Consider the following 15569-nt stretch of genomic DNA (forward strand, 5'->3'; position numbering starts at 1 on the left):
CGCGCTCGACGTGCCGACCCCCGGGGTCCGCGCCAGGGTGGAGCCGTCCCCGTGACCGACGAGACACCGCCCCCGGGTGGCGTGCGCGCAAGTCATGGGATGAATATGGCTCCACACGACAACGACAGGAGCGAGCCCGTGGCACGCAGCAGCACGGTGGCCGACCAGCTCGTCGCCCAGGTGGTGGCGGCCGGGGCCAAGCACATCTACGGCATCGTGGGCGACAGCCTGAACCCGGTGGTGGACGCCGTCCGCCGCGCCCGGGCCGCGGGCGCGGACATCCAGTGGGTGCACGTCCGGCACGAGGAGGCCGCCGCGTTCGCCGCGGCCGCCGAGGCGGAGATCACCGGCGACCTCGCCGTGTGCGCCGGGTCCTGCGGGCCGGGCAACCTGCACCTCATCAACGGGCTGTACGACGCCAACCGCAGCCGCGTGCCGGTCCTCGCGATCGCCTCGCACATCCCGAGCGCGCAGATCGGCACCCAGTACTTCCAGGAGACGCACCCGGACCGGCTGTTCGTCGAGTGCTCGGTGTTCTCGGAGATGATCTCGTCCGCCGCCCAGGCCCCGCGCGTCATCCGCAGCGCGATCCACCACGCCTACGGCGCCCCGGGCGTCGCGGTGCTGACGCTCCCCGGCGACGTCGCGGACCTCGAGGCCCCGCCGGCCGGCACGGACACCCTGGCCCGCCCGCGCAGGCCGCGCGTGGTCCCCGCCGAGGCCGACGTCGCCGCGCTGGCCGCCGCGATCGACGGGGCGAAGAAGGTCACGATCCTGGCCGGCGCGGGCGTCCGCGGCGCGCACGACGACGTCCTCGCCCTGGCCGACAAGATCGCCGCGCCCGTCGGGCACAGCCTGCGCGGCAAGGAGCACATCCAGTACGACAACCCGTTCGACGTCGGGATGACCGGCCTGCTCGGGTACGGCGCGCTGCAGGCGTCGATGGACGAGGCGGACCTGCTGATCCTGCTCGGCACCGACTTCCCGTACGACCAGTTCCTCCCGGCCGACGTCCGCACCGCCCAGGTCGACATCGAGCCCACCCGGCTCGGCCGCCGCACCCGGAACGACCTCGCCGTCGTCGGCGACGTGGGCGAGACCGTCCGCGCGCTGCTCCCGCTGGTCGAGAAGAAGCGGTCGCGCCGGTTCCTCGACTCGATGATCAAGAAGCACGAGCGGGCGATGGGCGGGGTCGTCGGGGCCTACACCAAGGACGTCGAGCACCACCGCCCCATCCACCCGGAGTACGCCGCGGTCGTCCTGGACGAGGAGGCCGCCGACGACGCCGTGTTCACGGTGGACACCGGCATGGGCAACGTGTGGGCCGCCCGCTACCTGACGCCGAACGGCCGCCGCCGCGTCATCGGGTCGTTCCTGCACGGGTCGATGGCGAACGCCGTGCCGCACGCGATCGGCGCGGCCCTGGCCGCCCGGGACTCGGGCGCGGAGCAGAAGCACGTCGTCGCGATCGCCGGCGACGGCGGCCTGTCGATGCTGCTCGGGGAGCTCATCACGCTCGTGCACTACGACCTGCCGGTCAAGGTGATCCTGTTCGACAACGCGACGCTCGGCATGGTCCGGCTGGAGATGCTGGTCGACGGCCTGCCGAGCTACGGCACCGACTCGCCCGCGATCGACTACGCCGCGCTCGGGACCGCGCTCGGCATCCCGTCGGTGCGCGTCGAGGACCCGACCCAGATCCGGTCGGCGCTGCGCCAGGCGTTCGCGCACGACGGCCCGGCGCTGGTCGACCTGGTCACCGACCCGCGGGCCCTGTCGATCCCGCCGAAGATCACCCGCCAGCAGGTCAGCGGTTTCACGGCGGCGATGAGCAAGGAGATCCTCGGCGGCGGCATGGGCGAGGTCATGGCGATGGCCCGCTCGAACCTGCGCAACGTCCCGCGCCCCTGAGCCGGGGCCGCGCCGCCCTCAGTGCAGGTCGCCGAGGGCGGCGCGGATCTCGCTGGTGATCACCGTCATCGCCCGCTCGGCCGCCTCGGGGTCGCGTCGGCGCACCGCCTCGGCCACCGCGTCGTGCGCGTCCAGCGCCTCCGGGCGGGGGCGGGAGGGCATCAGCCCGTGCCGGGTCCGGCCGGCGAGCACCTCGGCCACCACGCCCGTGAGGGCGCCGAACATCTCGTTGCGCCCGGCGCGGAGCAGCAGCGCGTGGAACTGCTGGTCGGCCTCGAGGAACTCGTCCAGGCGCCCGGCCTCCCCGAGCTCCCGCAGCCGCGCCACGAGGGCGAGCAGCTCGTCGACCTCCCCGGGCGACGCGTGCCGGGCGGCGGCCGCGGCGGCGACCGGCTCGACCGCGGCGCGGAGCTCGGTCAGCGAGCGCAGCTGACCCAGCCGTCCGGGGCCGGCGAGCCGCCACCGGATCACCCGCGGGTCGAACACCATCCAGTCCGACGACGGCCGGACGACGAGCCCGACGCGCCGCCGGGACGTCAGGAGCCCGAGCTGCTCGAGCGAGCGCATCGTCTCCCGGGCGACCGTCCGGGACACCCCGAACCGCTGCTGGAGCTGCTCGAGCGTCAGCACCGCCCCGGCCGGCAGCACCCCGGCGGTGATCTCCGCGCCGACGGCCTCCAGCACCGTGCTGTGCAGCACCTCGACGGCCACGCGCTCTCCTCCTGCCGGCCGGCGGGGGCGTCCCCTCGACGCGCGACCCCCGGGCGGCCGTGCCAGGGTCGCACACGGGAGCGGGGGCGCAGGTCACGCCCGTCCCGCGCACCACAGGTGACATCTTTGGGTTCCAAAGGTCTCATCTTTGTGGCAGAGTGTCCGCACCCCGGGGCGATCCGGGGAGAGCCCGGACGCTCGCCGCCCGGACAACGACGTCAAGGAGGGCAGCGATGCCGGAGGTCCAGCACCTCGTGATCATGGGGGTCTCGGGGTCGGGGAAGACCACGACCGCCCAGATCCTCGCCGACCGTCTCGGCTGGCCGTACGCCGAGGCCGACGAGTTCCACCCGCAGGCCAACATCGACAAGATGTCGGCAGGCACCCCGCTGACCGACGAGGACCGCTGGCCGTGGCTGCGCGCCATGCGGGACTGGCTCACCGAGCAGTCCCGCGCCGACCGGTCGACCATCGTCACCTGCTCCGCGCTGCGCGTCGCCTACCGCGACGTCCTCCGCGAGGCGGAGGGCCGCGTCCGGTTCGTGCACCTCCAGGGCACGATCGAGGCGATCGGCGAGCGCATGTCCGGCCGCGCCGGGCACTTCATGCCGACGTCCCTCCTGCCGTCGCAGTTCCAGACCCTCGAGCCGCTCACCGACGCCGAGGACGGCGTCGTCGTGCCGGTCGAGGTCTCGCCCCACTCCGTCGCCGACGCCGCCCTGCGCGAGCTCGGCATCGACCCCGTCTCCGCACGCGCCGACGTGACGCCGGCGACCTCCCCCCAGGAGTCCTGATGCTCTCGCTCCCGACCGCAGCACCGCTGCTGCTGGCCGCCGCGGCCGACGACGCCGCCCCCGCCGTCTCCGACACCCGGCTGATCGTCGCGGCCGTCATCGGCATCGCGGTGATCGTCGCCCTGATCGTCTGGGTGAAGCTGCACCCGTTCCTCGCCCTGATGCTCGGCGCGGGCGTGCTCGCCGTGGCCGCCGGCCTGCCCTACGTCGACGCGTTCACCTCGTTCACCGCGGGGCTCGGCACGACCGTCGCCGGCGTCGGCATCCTCATCGCCCTCGGCGCGATCATCGGCAAGATGCTGATCGACTCCGGCGGAGCCGACCAGATCGTCGACTCGATCCTGGCGCGCACCCCGGTCCAGCGGCTGCCGTGGGCGATGGCGTTCGCCGCGTTCATCATCGGCATCCCGCTGTTCTTCGAGGTCGGCGTGGTCCTGCTGATCCCCGTCGTCATGCTCGTCGCGCGCCGGTCCAAGGTGTCGATGATCGTGGTCGGCATCCCGGCGCTCGCCGGTCTCTCCGCCCTGCACGGCCTGGTGCCGCCGCACCCCGGCCCGCTGATCGCGATCGACGCCCTCGGCGCCGACCTCGGCCTGACCCTCGGCCTCGGCCTGCTCGTCTCCATCCCGACCGTCGCGATCGCCGGCCCGCTGCTCGCGAAGCCGATGGCCCGCTGGGTGCCGCTGCCCCCGCCGACGGAGATCCTGGGCGGCTCGGACCGCGACGACGACGCCCGGCGCCCCTCGTTCGCCATCGCGATCACCGTCGTGCTGCTGCCCGTCGTCCTCATGCTGGCCCGCACGCTGGCGGAGACCATCGGGTTCCAGGACTCCGGCTTCGGCCAGGTCCTCGACTTCGTCGGCACCCCGCTCGTCGCGCTCCTCATCACCGCGCTGGTGTCGCTCGTCCTGCTCGGCACCCGCCTCGGCCGGGACCGCAGCATGGTCAGCAAGCTCGTCGACTCCTCGTTCGCCCCGATCGCGAGCATCCTGCTGATCGTCGGCGCCGGCGGCGGGTTCAAGCAGACGCTGGTCGACTCCGGGGTCGGCGACGTCATCGCCAAGGGTCTCGCCGACGCGCCGATCTCCCCGCTGCTCGCGGCCTGGCTGGTCGCCGTGCTGATCCGCGTCGCCACCGGCTCCGCGACCGTCGCCACCGTCACCGCGGCCGGCATCGTCGCTCCGCTGGCGGAGGGCCTGTCCCCGACCCACGTCGCGCTCATGGTGCTCGCGATCGGCGCGGGCTCGGTGTTCCTCAGCCACGTGAACGACGCCGGTTTCTGGCTGGTCAAGGAGTACTTCAAGATGACCGTCGGCCAGACGTTCAAGACGTGGTCCCTCATGGAGTGCGTCCTGTCCGTCACGGCCCTGGTGGTGGTGCTCCTCCTGAGCCTGGTCATCTAGGCACGCACCGAGATCGCGGGAGATGCGGGGTGCGCAGCGCGCGGACCCCGCATCTTCTGCGTGGTCGGCGGATCGCCGACCGCCGCGCTCAGTCGAGCGGCGCCAGGGGGCGGGTCGCGGGGCCCTCCAGCGGGGTGCCGTCGGGGGCGAACCTGCTGCCGTGCAGGGGGCAGTCCCAGGACCGCTCGACCTCGTTCCACGTCACGACCCCGCCGAGGTGGGTGCAGACGCCCGAGACCCGGCGGGTCACGCCGCCGACCGTGCACACCGCCTCGGGCCGCACGCCCGCGCGCTCGACGCCGCCCTGCCCCTCGGGCGGCTCCGCGCGGGTCCCCGCCGCGGGGCGCGGTGCGGTCCAGCCGTCCGCCAGCCACCGCGCCACCGACGCGTTCAACCGGGCCGCGTCGCCGAGCCCGGTCAGCTCGTGCCGGCCCCACGGCCGCCAGGACTCCGCCCAGCGCGGCGCCCGGTCGTCGAGGATCTCGGCCGCGAGGACCAGCGCCGCGGCGACCGCGGTGGTCATGCCCCACTTCGCGTACCCGGTGGCCACGGACAGCCGCGGGTCGAGCGGCAGCAGCCGGCCGACCAGGGGCAGACCGTCGGTCGTCGCGTAGTCCTGCGCCGACCACACGTGGGTCAGCTCGGCGCCCGGGACGTGCGCACGCGTCCACTCGATCAGGGCGCGCACCGACTCGCCGGTCCGGGGCCGCCGGCCCACGGGGTGCCCCGCGCCGCCGACGAGCAGCAGGTCCGGCACCGCGGGACCCACCGGGCTGGGCGGCTCGCCCGGCACGACCGGCCCGCGGACCAGCCCCGTCCCCGCGAGCGCCGGTGCCGAGCGCAGCGACCGGGTGTCCGCGTCGACCGACAGCGCCATGCTCGCCGGCGGCGGCTCCGGCACCCGGAACGCGCAGGCGTACGAGCGCAGCGGGTGCAGCCGCGCGAACGCCCCGCCGCGGTCCAGGACCGGGGTGCCGGTCGCGAGCACCACCGCGTCGGCGGTCACGTCGCCGGCCGTGGTCCGGAGCACGGCACGTCGGCTGAGCGCGCCGAGCTCGGCGCCGTGGTGCATCCCGAGCACCCGCACGCCCTCCGCGATGCGCCCACCCCGCCCGACGACGTCGGCCGCCAGCGCGGCGAGCACGTCGAGGGGATCCACCTGCGCCTGCTCCGCCAGGCCGATCGCGCCGGTGACCGGCAGCGGCAGGTCCGTGCGCCGGCGCCAGCCCACGGGGACCCCGGCCCGGCGCGCCGCGTCGAGCTCCGCCTCGACGCGGTCCCGGCCGTCGGCGGTCGTCGCGAACGTGATCGCCTCGCGCCGCTGGTACGGCACGCCGTGGTCGTCGAGGTAGCGCAGCAGCCAGTCCATGCCCTCGGCGCTGCCCTCCGCGTACGCGCGGGCGACCCGGTCGTCGTGCCGCCGGGCCAGCGAGGCGAGCCGGTCGCCCTGCAGCAGGCTGATCTTCGCGGTGCTGCGCCCGGTGGTGCCCGCGCCGACCGCCCGGGCCTCCAGCACGAGGACCCGGCAGCCGGCGCGGGTCAGCAGCAGCGCCGTCGTCAGCCCGGTGAGCCCGGCCCCGACCACGACCACGTCGGCCGGCTCGTCACCGGGGTGCGGGACCCCGCCGGGCGCGCGGTGGTGCGGGTGGGACGCGGCCTCGCGCCGGTCCCACCACAGCGACGTCCGCGCGACCACGACGGACCGCGCCGCTCAGGCCCCGGGCGGCGTGACCGGCGTGGTGGGCGTGGTCCCGGCCGGCGGGGTGGTGCGGGTCGTGCCGGTCGCCGCCGCGTCGTCGTCGTCCGACGTGCGCGACACGGCGCTCTTCACCGCGTCGACGGCCTTGTCCTTCAGCGCGACGCCCTGGTCCTTCGCGAACCCGGCGGCCTTCGACTCGAGGTCGTCGACCGTCGACTGCACCCGCGGGTCGTGCCACGCGTCGGACGCCCAGCCCTTGATCTTCTCGAACTGCGCGCGACCCGCGCGGGTCCCGAGCACGTAGCCCACGCCCGCGCCGAGGACGAATGCCAGCTTGCCCTTCATGCCTGACCTCCCGAGATGTCCTGGTGGTCCGATCGAGCCTAGGCGCGGGGGGCGCCGTGCGCCCGGCGAGGCACGGGGCGGGCCGCTCGCCGCGCGCGCCGCCGCGCCCGGGAGCACAGTGACCCCGGGAGGTGCGCAGATGGCGGAGTCCACGCAGGCGGTCCGGGACCAGCAGCCCGCGCTCAGGCGGTCGATCGGGCGGACGGTGCTGCTGCTGTTCGTCGTCGGGGACATCCTCGGCGCCGGGATCTACGCGCTGACCGGCACCGTCGCCGCGGAGGTGGGCGGCGCGATCTGGCTGCCGTTCCTGCTGGCGTTCGCGCTGGCGGCGCTGACCGCGACCGCGTACGCCGAGCTCGTCGCGCGCTACCCGCGGGCGGCCGGCGCCGCCCTCTACGCGAACCGGGCCTTCCGGCGGCCGTTCCTCACCTTCCTGGTGGCGTTCGCGGTGATGATGTCCGGCATCACCAGCGCGTCCGCCGCGGCGCGCGCGTTCGGCGGCGACTACCTCGCGGAGCTGCTGCCGTTCGGCGTGCCCACCGTCGTCGCGGCCTGGGTGTTCCTCGGGCTGATCACGCTGGTCAACGTGCTGGGCGTCTCGGAGTCCGTGCGGGTCAACGTCGTGCTGACGCTCATCGAGGCGACCGGCCTGCTGGTGATCGTCGCCATCGGGGTCGTGGCGCTGGTCCGCGGCGAGGGCGATCCCGGCCGGGCTCTCGAGCTGCGCACCGAGGGGGCGACGTGGATGGGCGTGCTCGGCGGGGCGGCGCTGGCGTTCTACGCCCTGCTCGGGTTCGAGGACTCGGTGAACCTGGCCGAGGAGGCGAAGCACCCGCGGCGCGACTACCCGCGGGCGCTGTTCGGCGGCCTCGCCATCGCCGGCGCCATCTACCTCGCCGTCGCGTTCACCGCGTCGATGCTGGTCGAGACGGACGTCCTGGTCGGCTCGACGGGGCCGCTGCTCGAGGTGGTGAAGGTCGCGGGCCTGGTCTTCCCCGCGTGGCTGTTCGCGCTGATCGCGCTGCTGGCCGTGATGAACACGGCGCTGATCAACATGATGATGGCCTCGCGCCTGGTCTACGGGATGGCGCGGGAGCGGATCATCCCGGCGCTGTTCGGGCGGGTGCACGCCCGGCGCCGGACCCCCGTGGTGGCGATCGCGTTCACCGTCGTGCTCGCGCTGACGCTCACCGCGACCGGCGACCTCGGCGACCTCGCCGACACCACCGTCCTGCTCCTGCTGCTGGTGTTCGCCGTGGTGAACGTGGCGGTGCTGGTGCTCCGCCGCCGGCCGACGTCCGGGCCCGGCGAGGACGGCGACGGTCCCGAGCGGGTCGAGGGCGACTCCGCCCGGTCGTTCCGGGCGCCGACCTGGGCACCGGTGGTGGGCGCGGTGGTGTCGCTGGTGCTCGCCTCCCCGCTGACCGGGCGGGAGGGCTCGGTGTACCTGCGTGCCGCGGTGCTGCTGGCGATCGGCGTCGTGCTGTACGTGGTGAACCGGCTGGTCGTCGGGAGGGTGGACGCGGACGACGCGGCGCTGGCAGGCTGACGGCGCATGTCCGACGAGACCTTCCTCGACCGCGTCGCCGGCACCCTGGCGGCCCTGCCCGGGGTCGAGGCCGTGTCGCTGGGCGGCTCCCGCGCGCACGGCACGCACCGGCCGGACAGCGACTGGGACCTCGCGGTGTACTACCGCGGGGCGTTCGACCCCCAGCACCTCCGGGACGTCGGCTGGGACGGTCACGTGTTCGAGGTCGGCGGCTGGGGCGGCGGCGTGTTCAACGGCGGCGCCTGGCTGACCGTCGAGGGCCGGCGGGTCGACGTGCACTACCGCGACCTGGACGTCGTGGAGCGCGAGATCGACCGCGCCGAGCGGGGCGAGTTCGACATCGAGCCGCTGCTGTTCCACCTCGCCGGGTTCCCGACGTACGTCGTCGTCGCGGAGCTCGCCGGGCACCGGGTGCTGCGCGGCGCGCTCCCCCACCCCGGCTTCCCCGACGCGCTGCGCCGGACCGCGCCGGAGGTGTGGGGCGCACGGGCCGACTTCACGCTCGACGGCGCGGAGCAGCACGCGCGGGCCGGACGGGTGGCGCAGTGCGCGGGGCTGGTCGCGGTGGCCGTCACCCAGCGGGCGCACGCGGTGCTCGCCGCGCGCGGCGAGTGGGCGACGAACGAGAAGCGGCTGCTCGACCGGGCGGGCCTGCGGGTGGTGGACGACGTGGTCCTGGGGCTGACGGCGGAGCCGGCGGGGCTGCTGGGGGCGGTGGCGGCGGCGCGGGCGCTCGGCGGGAGCTGACGGCGCCTGGACACCCTCGGTAGGATCGACGGTATGAGTCTGAGTGAGCGGGTCACTGTGACGGTCCCGGTGCCGGACCTCGACTTCCTGAAGGAGTACGAACGCGCCCACGGCCTCCGCTCCCGCTCAGCCGCCTTCCACGCAGCCATCGCCGCCCTTCGCGAGAAGGAGCTCGAGAGCCAGTACCTCGAGGCCGACGAGCAGTGGTACGGCTCCGACGACGCGGCGGCCTGGGACCTGACATCGGGAGACGGGCTCGGGGGCGACGCATGAGGCGTGGCGAGATCTGGACCGTCGACTTCAATCCGGTGGTGGGCGCCGAGGCGGACAAGCGCACCCGGCCGGCGGTCATCGTCTCGGGCGACGGCCGCAACAAGGCGTCCGAGCGCACCGGGCGCGGGGTGGTCACCGTCGTGCCGCTGACGTCGAACACCGCGCGGGTCCTGGCGTTCCAGGTGCTCGTCCCGGCCGAGCGGCGCAACGGGCTCGGCTCCGACTCCAAGGCGCAGGCCGAGCAGATCCGTGCGGTGGACGTGTCGCGGTTCGGCGAGCGGCTCGGGGCACTGTCCCCGGAGCAGGTCGCCGCCCTGGACGAGGCGCTGCTGGTCCACCTCGCGCTGTAGCCCCCTCCCGCCCGCGCTGATAGGAGGCGTACGGTCCGGGGATGACGACGCCGAAGGTGCCCAAGGACGTGTACGAGGCCGAGCTGTTCCGCCTGCAGTCCGAGCTCGTGACCCTGCAGGAGTGGGTGCGTGCGACCGGCGCCCGGGTCGCCGTGGTCTTCGAGGGCCGGGACGCGGCCGGCAAGGGCGGCACGATCAAGCGGATCTCCGAGTACCTCAGCCCGCGCGTCGCGCGGATCGCCGCGCTGCCGGCGCCCACCGAGCGCGAGCGCACCGAGTGGTACTTCCAGCGGTACGCCGCGCACCTGCCCGCGGGCGGGGAGATCGTGCTCTTCGACCGGTCCTGGTACAACCGCGCGGGCGTCGAGAAGGTCATGGGGTTCTGCACCGCCGAGGACCACGCGCGGTTCCTGCACCAGGCCCCCGTCTTCGAGCGCATGCTCATCGACGACGGCGTCCTGCTGCGCAAGTACTGGTTCTCGGTGTCCGACAAGGAGCAGCTGCGGCGGTTCCGGTCGCGGCTCGCCGACCCGGTGCGGCGGTGGAAGCTGAGCCCCATGGACCTGGAGTCGATCGCGCGCTGGGAGGACTACTCGCGCGCGAAGGACGAGATGTTCGCGCACACCGACACCCCCGACAGCCCGTGGTACGTCGTGGAGTCCGACATCAAGCGGAACGCGCGGCTGAACATGATCGCGCACCTGCTGTCGACCATCCCCTACCGCGAGGTGAAGCACCCGAAGGTGAAGCTGCCGAAGCGGCCGCCCGCCGACGACTACGAGCGGCCGCCGCGCGAGATGTTCACCCAGGTCCCGGACCACGCGGCGCGGCTGGCGGGCGACCCCGAGGCGGACGCCTGACCCCAGGGCGGGCGGCTCCGGGGTACTGTCCCGGGCGATGACCACGACTCCCGCGGCCCCGCCCGTGATCGCCCCCGACGACCCGCGCTCCCCCGACGTGCGCGCGCTGCTGACCCGGCACCTGGAGCTCATGCACGCGCAGAGCGACCCGGAGGACGTGCACGCCCTCGACGTGGCCGCGCTCACCGCCCCGCACATCACGTTCGTCAGCGCCCGCGAGGGCGAGGCCGGCGCCCTGCTCGGGGTCGGTGCGCTCGCCGAGATCGAGCCGGGGCACGGCGAGATCAAGTCCATGCACACCGCCGAGGCGGCCCGGAGGCGCGGGGTCGCCGGCGCGCTGCTCGCGCACCTGGTGGGGCTCGCGGTCGACCGGGGGTACGCCCGGGTCAGCCTGGAGACCGGCAGCGACGAGCACTTCGCGGCGGCGCGGGCGCTGTACGCGCGGGCGGGGTTCGTCGAGTGCCCGCCGTTCGGGGCCTACGCGCCGAGCGCGGCCTCCACCTTCATGACACGGGACCTGCCCGGCCGAGGGCACTGAATCGCCCGGCCCTGAGTGGCGGCGAACCCCGCCGCCACCTACCGTCGAGGCGGCCCCGACCCGTCATCGACCATGGAGGACACCGTGGTGCACCCCGCCGACGAGGCAGCCGCACGGCCCCAGGAGGACGCCGGCATCGTCTCGTCCCGCCCGCCGGAGCGGTTCCGGCCCGTCCGCTCGTGGAGCCTCGACTCGGTGACCGACCTCTCCCGCGTGCGCAACGAGCTGCTGGCGGAGATCACCGCGCCGCACGCGGCCCCGCAGGACGCCCTCGGCCGGGTGCCCGAGAACATGGTCCTCGTCGCGTCCGAGCTCGCCACCAACGCGCTCCAGCACGGGCTGCCGCCCACGGTGCTGTCGCTGCTGGTGGACGCGGACGACTACCTGCTGGACGTCTGCGACACCGACCTGGAGACCACGCCGGTGATCGCCGGCGTGCGCCCCTCCGGCGCGGGGGGCTTCGGGCTGCTGATCGCGCACCGGCTGTCGCAGGAGGTCGGCTGGTACACCACCGACTCGACCAAGCACGTCTGGGCGGTCTTCCCCGCCCAGCGCTGACGCCCGCGGGCGCACCGAGATCGGTGGTTCGCGCCGAGATCGGTGCGTGGGGCCACCGATCTCGAGCGAGTGCGCCGATCGCGGCGGTCCGCGCCCGGCACTCAGTCCGCGGTGACCTCCGCGACCCGGCCGTCCTCGACGTGCCACCTCCGGGTCAGCCGCACGCTGTCGAGCATCCGGCGGTCGTGGGTCACGAGCAGGACGGTGCCGTCGAACGACTCCAGCGCCTGCTCCAGCTGCTCGATCGCGGGCAGGTCGAGGTGGTTGGTCGGTTCGTCGAGGACCAGCAGGTTCACCCCGCGCGCCTGGAGCAGCGCGAGGGCGGCGCGGGTCCGCTCGCCGGGCGACAGCGACGACGCGGCGCGGTTCACGTGCTGGCCGCCCAGGCCGAACTTGGCGAGCAGCGTCCGCACGTCGGCCGTCGTCCAGTCCGGCACCTCGCGGGAGAACGCGTCGGCGAGCGGGGCGTCACCCTCGAAGGCGGCGCGCGCCTGGTCGACCTCGCCGACCAGCACGCCCGAGCCGCGGTCCACCCGGCCCTCGTCGGGCGCGAGCCGGCCGAGCAGCAGCGCGAGCAGCGTCGTCTTGCCGGCGCCGTTCGGGCCGGTGACGGCCACCCGGTCCTGCCAGTCGAGCTGCAGGTCGACCGGGCCGAGCGTGAAGCCGCCGCGGCGGACGACCGCCGCCCGGGCGGCGGCGACGACGGCGCCGGACCGCGGCGCGGCGGCGATGCTCATCTGCAGCTGCCACTCCTTGCGCGGCTCGGCCACCACGTCCAGCCGCTCCATCATCCGCTCGGTCTGCCGGGCCTTCGCCGCCTGCTTCTCGGAGGCGTCGGCGCGGAACTTCCGGCCGATCTTGTCGTTGTCGGAGGCCTTGCGGCGGGCGTTCTTCACGCCCTTGTCCATCCACGCGCGCTGCATCCGGGCGCGGGCGGCGAGCGCGTCGCGGCGCGCGGCGTAGTCCTCGTACGCCTCCCGGGCCTGGCGGCGCGCCGTCGACCGCTCCTCGAGGTAGGCGTCGTACGACCCGCCGTACACGGCGACCCGCTGCAGGCTGCGGTCGATCTCCACCACCGAGGTGACCGTGCGGCTGAGGAACTCGCGGTCGTGGCTGACGACCACCACCGGGGCGGTCGACCGCTCGACGAAGTCCTCCAGCAGCGCCAGCCCCTCCAGGTCGAGGTCGTTGGTCGGCTCGTCCAGCAGGTAGAGGTCGTACCGGGACAGCAGCAGCGCCGCCAGCCCGACCCGCGCCGCCTGGCCGCCGGACAGCGCGGTCATCGGCAGCCCGGGGTCGACGTCGAGGCCGAGGTCCGCCAGCACCGAGCCGGTCCGGGCCTCGAGGTCGGCGCCGCCGAGGCCCATCCAGCGCTCCAGCGCCTCGGCGAACTCGTCGTCCGCGCCGGGCTCGCCCGCGCCCAGGCGCTCCGCGGCGGCGTCCATCGCGGCCTGCGCGGGGCCGACGCCCGTGCGCCGCTCCAGGTGGGCGCGCACCGACTCGTCCGGCCGGCGCTCGATCTCCTGGGCGAGGTGGCCGAGCTGCGCGGTCGGCGGGGACACCGAGACGGAGCCGTCGTCGGGCGCCCGCGTCCCGGCCAGGATCCGCAGCAGGGTCGACTTCCCGGCGCCGTTGGGGCCGACCAGCCCCACGACGTCGCCCGGGGCGACCACCAGGTCGACGCCGGAGAACAGCTCGCGGTCGCCGAACGCGGCCCCCACACCCTTGGCCTGCACGGTCGCGCTCATGGGTCCATTGTCGCCGGGCGGAGCCGGGTGCTCACGCGCATGCCGCGCGCCGACAACCCGGGTGGAGACCGGGCGTCAGCGCTCCGCGGGCGTGCGCTCCGCGGGCGTCCGGTCCGCCGGCGCCTCCAGGCGGCCCGTCCGGTGCAGCCAGCGCTCCGCGAGCAGGGTGAACATCGGCGGGACCGACGCCGCGAGCGCCAGCAGCGTCGGCCACCAGCCCCAGCGCAGCCGCACCCCCGCGACGACCGTGAGCGCGGCGTACGCCAGGAACACGAGACCGTGCGCCTGCCCGAACACCTGGACGCCGACCTCGGTGGTCTTCGTGACGTACTTGAGGAACATGCCGACGAGCAGCCCGGCCCACGTCGCGGCCTCGAGGAACGCGGCGATCCGGAACGCCTGGGCGTCCGGGTTGGTCACTCGCTTCATGCGGCGGTGCTCCTGCGATCGGCGGCACGGGACCGCACGACGGTAACCCGGCGCGCGCCCTGCGGCCCCGTCACGGCGCCCCGGACCCGGTTCCCGCCGCGGGCCGCCGGGTCTCCGGCTCCAGCGGCAGCCGCCGCACGCTCGCGAACCGCCGCGGCGCGCCGTCGACCGGGTCGACGAACGCGATCTCGGCCGCGAGCAGCTGGAGCGGGGTGCTGAAGTCGTCGACCGGGACGTCCCGCACCACCGGGTACAGCGGGTCGCCGACGATCGGGATGCCCAGTCCGAGCAGGTGCAGCCGGAGCTGGTGCGTCTGCCCGGTGCGCGGGCTCAGCCGGTAGACCCCGAGCCCGTCCGCGGTCGTCCGCTCCAGCTCGACCCGCGTCTCGGCGTTCACCGGCGCCCCCGGCACCACCTCGGCCTGCCACACGCCGCGCTCCTTGCGGATGTGGTTCCGCACGTCCACGGGCAGGTCCAGGTCGGCGCGCACCGGCGCGAGCGCCCGGTACGTCTTGCGCACCTCCCGGCGCTCGAACACGGTCTGGTACGCCCCCCGCCAGCGCTGCTCGGTCGCGAGCATGAGCAGCCCGGACGTCACCCGGTCCAGCCGGTGCAGGGGGGACAGCTCCGGCAGCCCGAGCTCCGCGCGCAGCCGGACGACCACGCTCTGCAGGACGTGCCGGCCCCGCGGGATCGACGACAGGAACGGCGGCTTGTCCACGACGACCAGCCGCTCGTCGCGGTGCACGACGTGGATCGCGCCGGGGACCTCCGGCTCGTCGCGCAGGTCCCGGTGGAACCAGACGAACCGGTGCGGGCCGTACGGGTCGTCCCCGCGCACGGGCCGGCCGTCCTCGCCGACGAACCGCCCGTCCGCCAGCATCGCCGGCACGTCGACCTGCTCGGGCAGCCGGTCGCGCAGCCAGCCGCCCATCGTCGTCCACGGCACCGGGCGCGCGCGGTCCCGGTCGGGGGTGCGCAGCCACGCGGCGGACAGGCCGTGGCGCGGCGGCAGCGGGGAGCGCGGGGGCACCGGGTGATCGTACGAGCGCCGCCGGTCACTCCAGCCCGTCGACGAAGGTCCGCACCCGCTCCCGCACGATCTCCGCGCACGCGGCGTCGTGGTCGGGGTGGCCCACCTCGGCGAACAGGTGCCCGGCGCACGGGTAGACGAACAGCTCGCCGCCGAACCCGACCAGCTCGTCCTCCGCCTCGGGTTCCCGCCACGGGTCGCCCTCGGCCACGTGCGCCTGCGCCGGGACCGCGTCGGGCCAGGTCGCGCCCCACCACGACGGCGCCACGGCGCCGTACAGGAAGAACGCGCCCCGCGCGCCGGGCCGGGTCAGCGCCTGCTCGGCCGCGCGGGCGGCGCCGAACGACATCCCCCCGTAGACCAGCTCGGCGGGGAGCCCGGCCACGGCCTCGGCGGCGCGGCGGGCGAACACGTCCTCGCCGACCTGCTCGGCGAACGCGACGCCCTCGGCCACGTCGGCGAACGTCCGGCCCTCGAACAGGTCCGGCGTGTGGACCGTGTGCCCGCGCTCGCGGAGCAGGTCGGCGAACGCGCGGACCCCCGGGGTCAGACCGCCGGAGTGGTGGAACAGGACGACCTCGGCCATGCGGCGAGGCTACGCGCGGGCCCGCACCTGCCGAC

17 protein-coding genes are annotated in these 15569 nt (G+C 75.1%); 10 read left to right on the forward strand and 7 right to left on the reverse strand.

Translation table 11 applies throughout. The features are described 5' to 3' along the window. The first annotated feature begins 138 nt into the window (after positions 1–138). A complete protein-coding gene (locus MHY85_RS00855) occupies positions 139–1911 on the forward strand; it encodes a pyruvate dehydrogenase (RefSeq protein WP_374232553.1) in 1773 nt (590 codons plus the stop codon). Between the two features lie 18 nt (positions 1912–1929). On the opposite strand, the gene MHY85_RS00860 is transcribed toward MHY85_RS00855, so the two are convergent. Further along, positions 1930–2622 (reverse strand): FadR/GntR family transcriptional regulator, encoded by a 693-nt coding sequence (locus MHY85_RS00860; protein WP_239192026.1) that lies wholly within the window; start codon positions 2620–2622, stop codon positions 1930–1932. A gap of 233 nt (positions 2623–2855) precedes the next feature. Here MHY85_RS00860 and MHY85_RS00865 point away from each other — a divergent pair, with 233 nt between their 5' ends. Together MHY85_RS00865 and MHY85_RS00870 are read left to right on the forward strand one after the other, a co-directional pair. Beyond that, positions 2856–3416: a gluconokinase gene (locus MHY85_RS00865; protein ID WP_239192028.1), complete on the forward strand. Its 561-nt coding sequence runs from the start codon at positions 2856–2858 to the stop codon at positions 3414–3416. After that, positions 3416–4819: a GntP family permease gene (locus MHY85_RS00870; RefSeq protein WP_239192030.1), complete on the forward strand. Its 1404-nt coding sequence runs from the start codon at positions 3416–3418 to the stop codon at positions 4817–4819. Before MHY85_RS00865 ends, MHY85_RS00870 begins: the two co-directional genes overlap by 1 nt. 88 nt (positions 4820–4907) lie before the next feature. Here the strand turns inward: MHY85_RS00870 and MHY85_RS00875 are convergent, their stop codons facing one another. Next, positions 4908–6515: an FAD-dependent oxidoreductase gene (locus tag MHY85_RS00875; protein WP_239192031.1), complete on the reverse strand. Its 1608-nt coding sequence runs from the start codon at positions 6513–6515 to the stop codon at positions 4908–4910. Positions 6516–6530: 15 nt separating this feature from the next. Next, positions 6531–6863 (reverse strand): YtxH domain-containing protein, encoded by a 333-nt coding sequence (locus MHY85_RS00880; RefSeq protein WP_239192033.1) that lies wholly within the window; start codon positions 6861–6863, stop codon positions 6531–6533. Positions 6864–7002: 139 nt separating this feature from the next. Here MHY85_RS00880 and MHY85_RS00885 point away from each other — a divergent pair, with 139 nt between their 5' ends. From MHY85_RS00885 to MHY85_RS00915, 7 genes are all read left to right on the forward strand, one after another. Then, entirely contained in the window at positions 7003–8412 is a 1410-nt protein-coding gene (locus MHY85_RS00885; RefSeq protein ID WP_239192036.1) for an APC family permease, read from the forward strand. 6 nt (positions 8413–8418) lie between these two features. After that, positions 8419–9159 carry a nucleotidyltransferase domain-containing protein gene (locus MHY85_RS00890; protein ID WP_239192039.1) on the forward strand — a complete coding sequence of 247 codons (741 nt, stop codon included), beginning with the start codon at positions 8419–8421 and terminating at the stop codon, positions 9157–9159. Positions 9160–9192: 33 nt separating this feature from the next. Beyond that, complete coding sequence (locus MHY85_RS00895; protein WP_239192042.1) at positions 9193–9432, forward strand: antitoxin; 240 nt, start codon at positions 9193–9195, stop codon at positions 9430–9432. Beyond that, positions 9429–9782, forward strand: coding sequence for a type II toxin-antitoxin system PemK/MazF family toxin (locus MHY85_RS00900; RefSeq protein WP_239192045.1), 354 nt, complete (start codon positions 9429–9431; stop codon positions 9780–9782). Before MHY85_RS00895 ends, MHY85_RS00900 begins: the two co-directional genes overlap by 4 nt. 41 nt (positions 9783–9823) lie before the next feature. Then, a complete protein-coding gene (gene ppk2 / locus MHY85_RS00905; RefSeq protein ID WP_239192048.1) occupies positions 9824–10642 on the forward strand; it encodes a polyphosphate kinase 2 in 819 nt (272 codons plus the stop codon). A 37-nt stretch (positions 10643–10679) separates the two neighbouring features. Further along, on the forward strand, positions 10680–11180 hold the full coding sequence (locus MHY85_RS00910) for a GNAT family N-acetyltransferase (protein WP_239192051.1): 501 nt from the start codon (positions 10680–10682) through the stop codon (positions 11178–11180). Positions 11181–11252: 72 nt separating this feature from the next. Beyond that, positions 11253–11738 carry an ATP-binding protein gene (locus tag MHY85_RS00915; RefSeq protein ID WP_158373333.1) on the forward strand — a complete coding sequence of 162 codons (486 nt, stop codon included), beginning with the start codon at positions 11253–11255 and terminating at the stop codon, positions 11736–11738. A gap of 101 nt (positions 11739–11839) precedes the next feature. Here MHY85_RS00915 and MHY85_RS00920 read toward each other — a convergent pair whose 3' ends face one another. The 4 genes from MHY85_RS00920 to MHY85_RS00935 form a co-directional block, all read right to left on the reverse strand. Continuing rightward, positions 11840–13486 (reverse strand): ABC-F family ATP-binding cassette domain-containing protein, encoded by a 1647-nt coding sequence (locus MHY85_RS00920; RefSeq protein ID WP_239192054.1) that lies wholly within the window; start codon positions 13484–13486, stop codon positions 11840–11842. Positions 13487–13561: 75 nt separating this feature from the next. Next, positions 13562–13915, reverse strand: a complete 354-nt coding sequence (locus MHY85_RS00925) for a DUF3817 domain-containing protein (protein ID WP_239192057.1) — start codon at positions 13913–13915, stop codon at positions 13562–13564. Positions 13916–13985: 70 nt separating this feature from the next. Beyond that, positions 13986–14948, reverse strand: coding sequence for a pseudouridine synthase (locus tag MHY85_RS00930; protein ID WP_239192060.1), 963 nt, complete (start codon positions 14946–14948; stop codon positions 13986–13988). Between the two features lie 25 nt (positions 14949–14973). Then, positions 14974–15534 carry a dienelactone hydrolase family protein gene (locus tag MHY85_RS00935; RefSeq protein WP_239192063.1) on the reverse strand — a complete coding sequence of 187 codons (561 nt, stop codon included), beginning with the start codon at positions 15532–15534 and terminating at the stop codon, positions 14974–14976. Positions 15535–15569: the final 35 nt, after the last annotated feature.

Source organism: Cellulomonas sp. ACRRI, from assembly GCF_022346185.1.
Taxonomy (GTDB): domain Bacteria; phylum Actinomycetota; class Actinomycetes; order Actinomycetales; family Cellulomonadaceae; genus Cellulomonas.

Coding starts and splice junctions, on each gene's coding strand:
- MHY85_RS00935 (WP_239192063.1), bottom strand. CDS start 15,534: ATGGCCGAGGTCGTCCTGTTCCACCACTCCGGCGGTCTGACCCCGGGG.
- MHY85_RS00890 (WP_239192039.1), top strand. CDS start 8,419: ATGTCCGACGAGACCTTCCTCGACCGCGTCGCCGGCACCCTGGCGGCC.
- MHY85_RS00895 (WP_239192042.1), top strand. CDS start 9,193: ATGAGTCTGAGTGAGCGGGTCACTGTGACGGTCCCGGTGCCGGACCTC.
- MHY85_RS00920 (WP_239192054.1), bottom strand. CDS start 13,486: ATGAGCGCGACCGTGCAGGCCAAGGGTGTGGGGGCCGCGTTCGGCGAC.
- MHY85_RS00870 (WP_239192030.1), top strand. CDS start 3,416: ATGCTCTCGCTCCCGACCGCAGCACCGCTGCTGCTGGCCGCCGCGGCC.
- ppk2 (WP_239192048.1), top strand. CDS start 9,824: ATGACGACGCCGAAGGTGCCCAAGGACGTGTACGAGGCCGAGCTGTTC.
- MHY85_RS00880 (WP_239192033.1), bottom strand. CDS start 6,863: ATGAAGGGCAAGCTGGCATTCGTCCTCGGCGCGGGCGTGGGCTACGTG.
- MHY85_RS00900 (WP_239192045.1), top strand. CDS start 9,429: ATGAGGCGTGGCGAGATCTGGACCGTCGACTTCAATCCGGTGGTGGGC.
- MHY85_RS00885 (WP_239192036.1), top strand. CDS start 7,003: ATGGCGGAGTCCACGCAGGCGGTCCGGGACCAGCAGCCCGCGCTCAGG.
- MHY85_RS00915 (WP_158373333.1), top strand. CDS start 11,253: ATGGAGGACACCGTGGTGCACCCCGCCGACGAGGCAGCCGCACGGCCC.
- MHY85_RS00865 (WP_239192028.1), top strand. CDS start 2,856: ATGCCGGAGGTCCAGCACCTCGTGATCATGGGGGTCTCGGGGTCGGGG.
- MHY85_RS00910 (WP_239192051.1), top strand. CDS start 10,680: ATGACCACGACTCCCGCGGCCCCGCCCGTGATCGCCCCCGACGACCCG.
- MHY85_RS00925 (WP_239192057.1), bottom strand. CDS start 13,915: ATGAAGCGAGTGACCAACCCGGACGCCCAGGCGTTCCGGATCGCCGCG.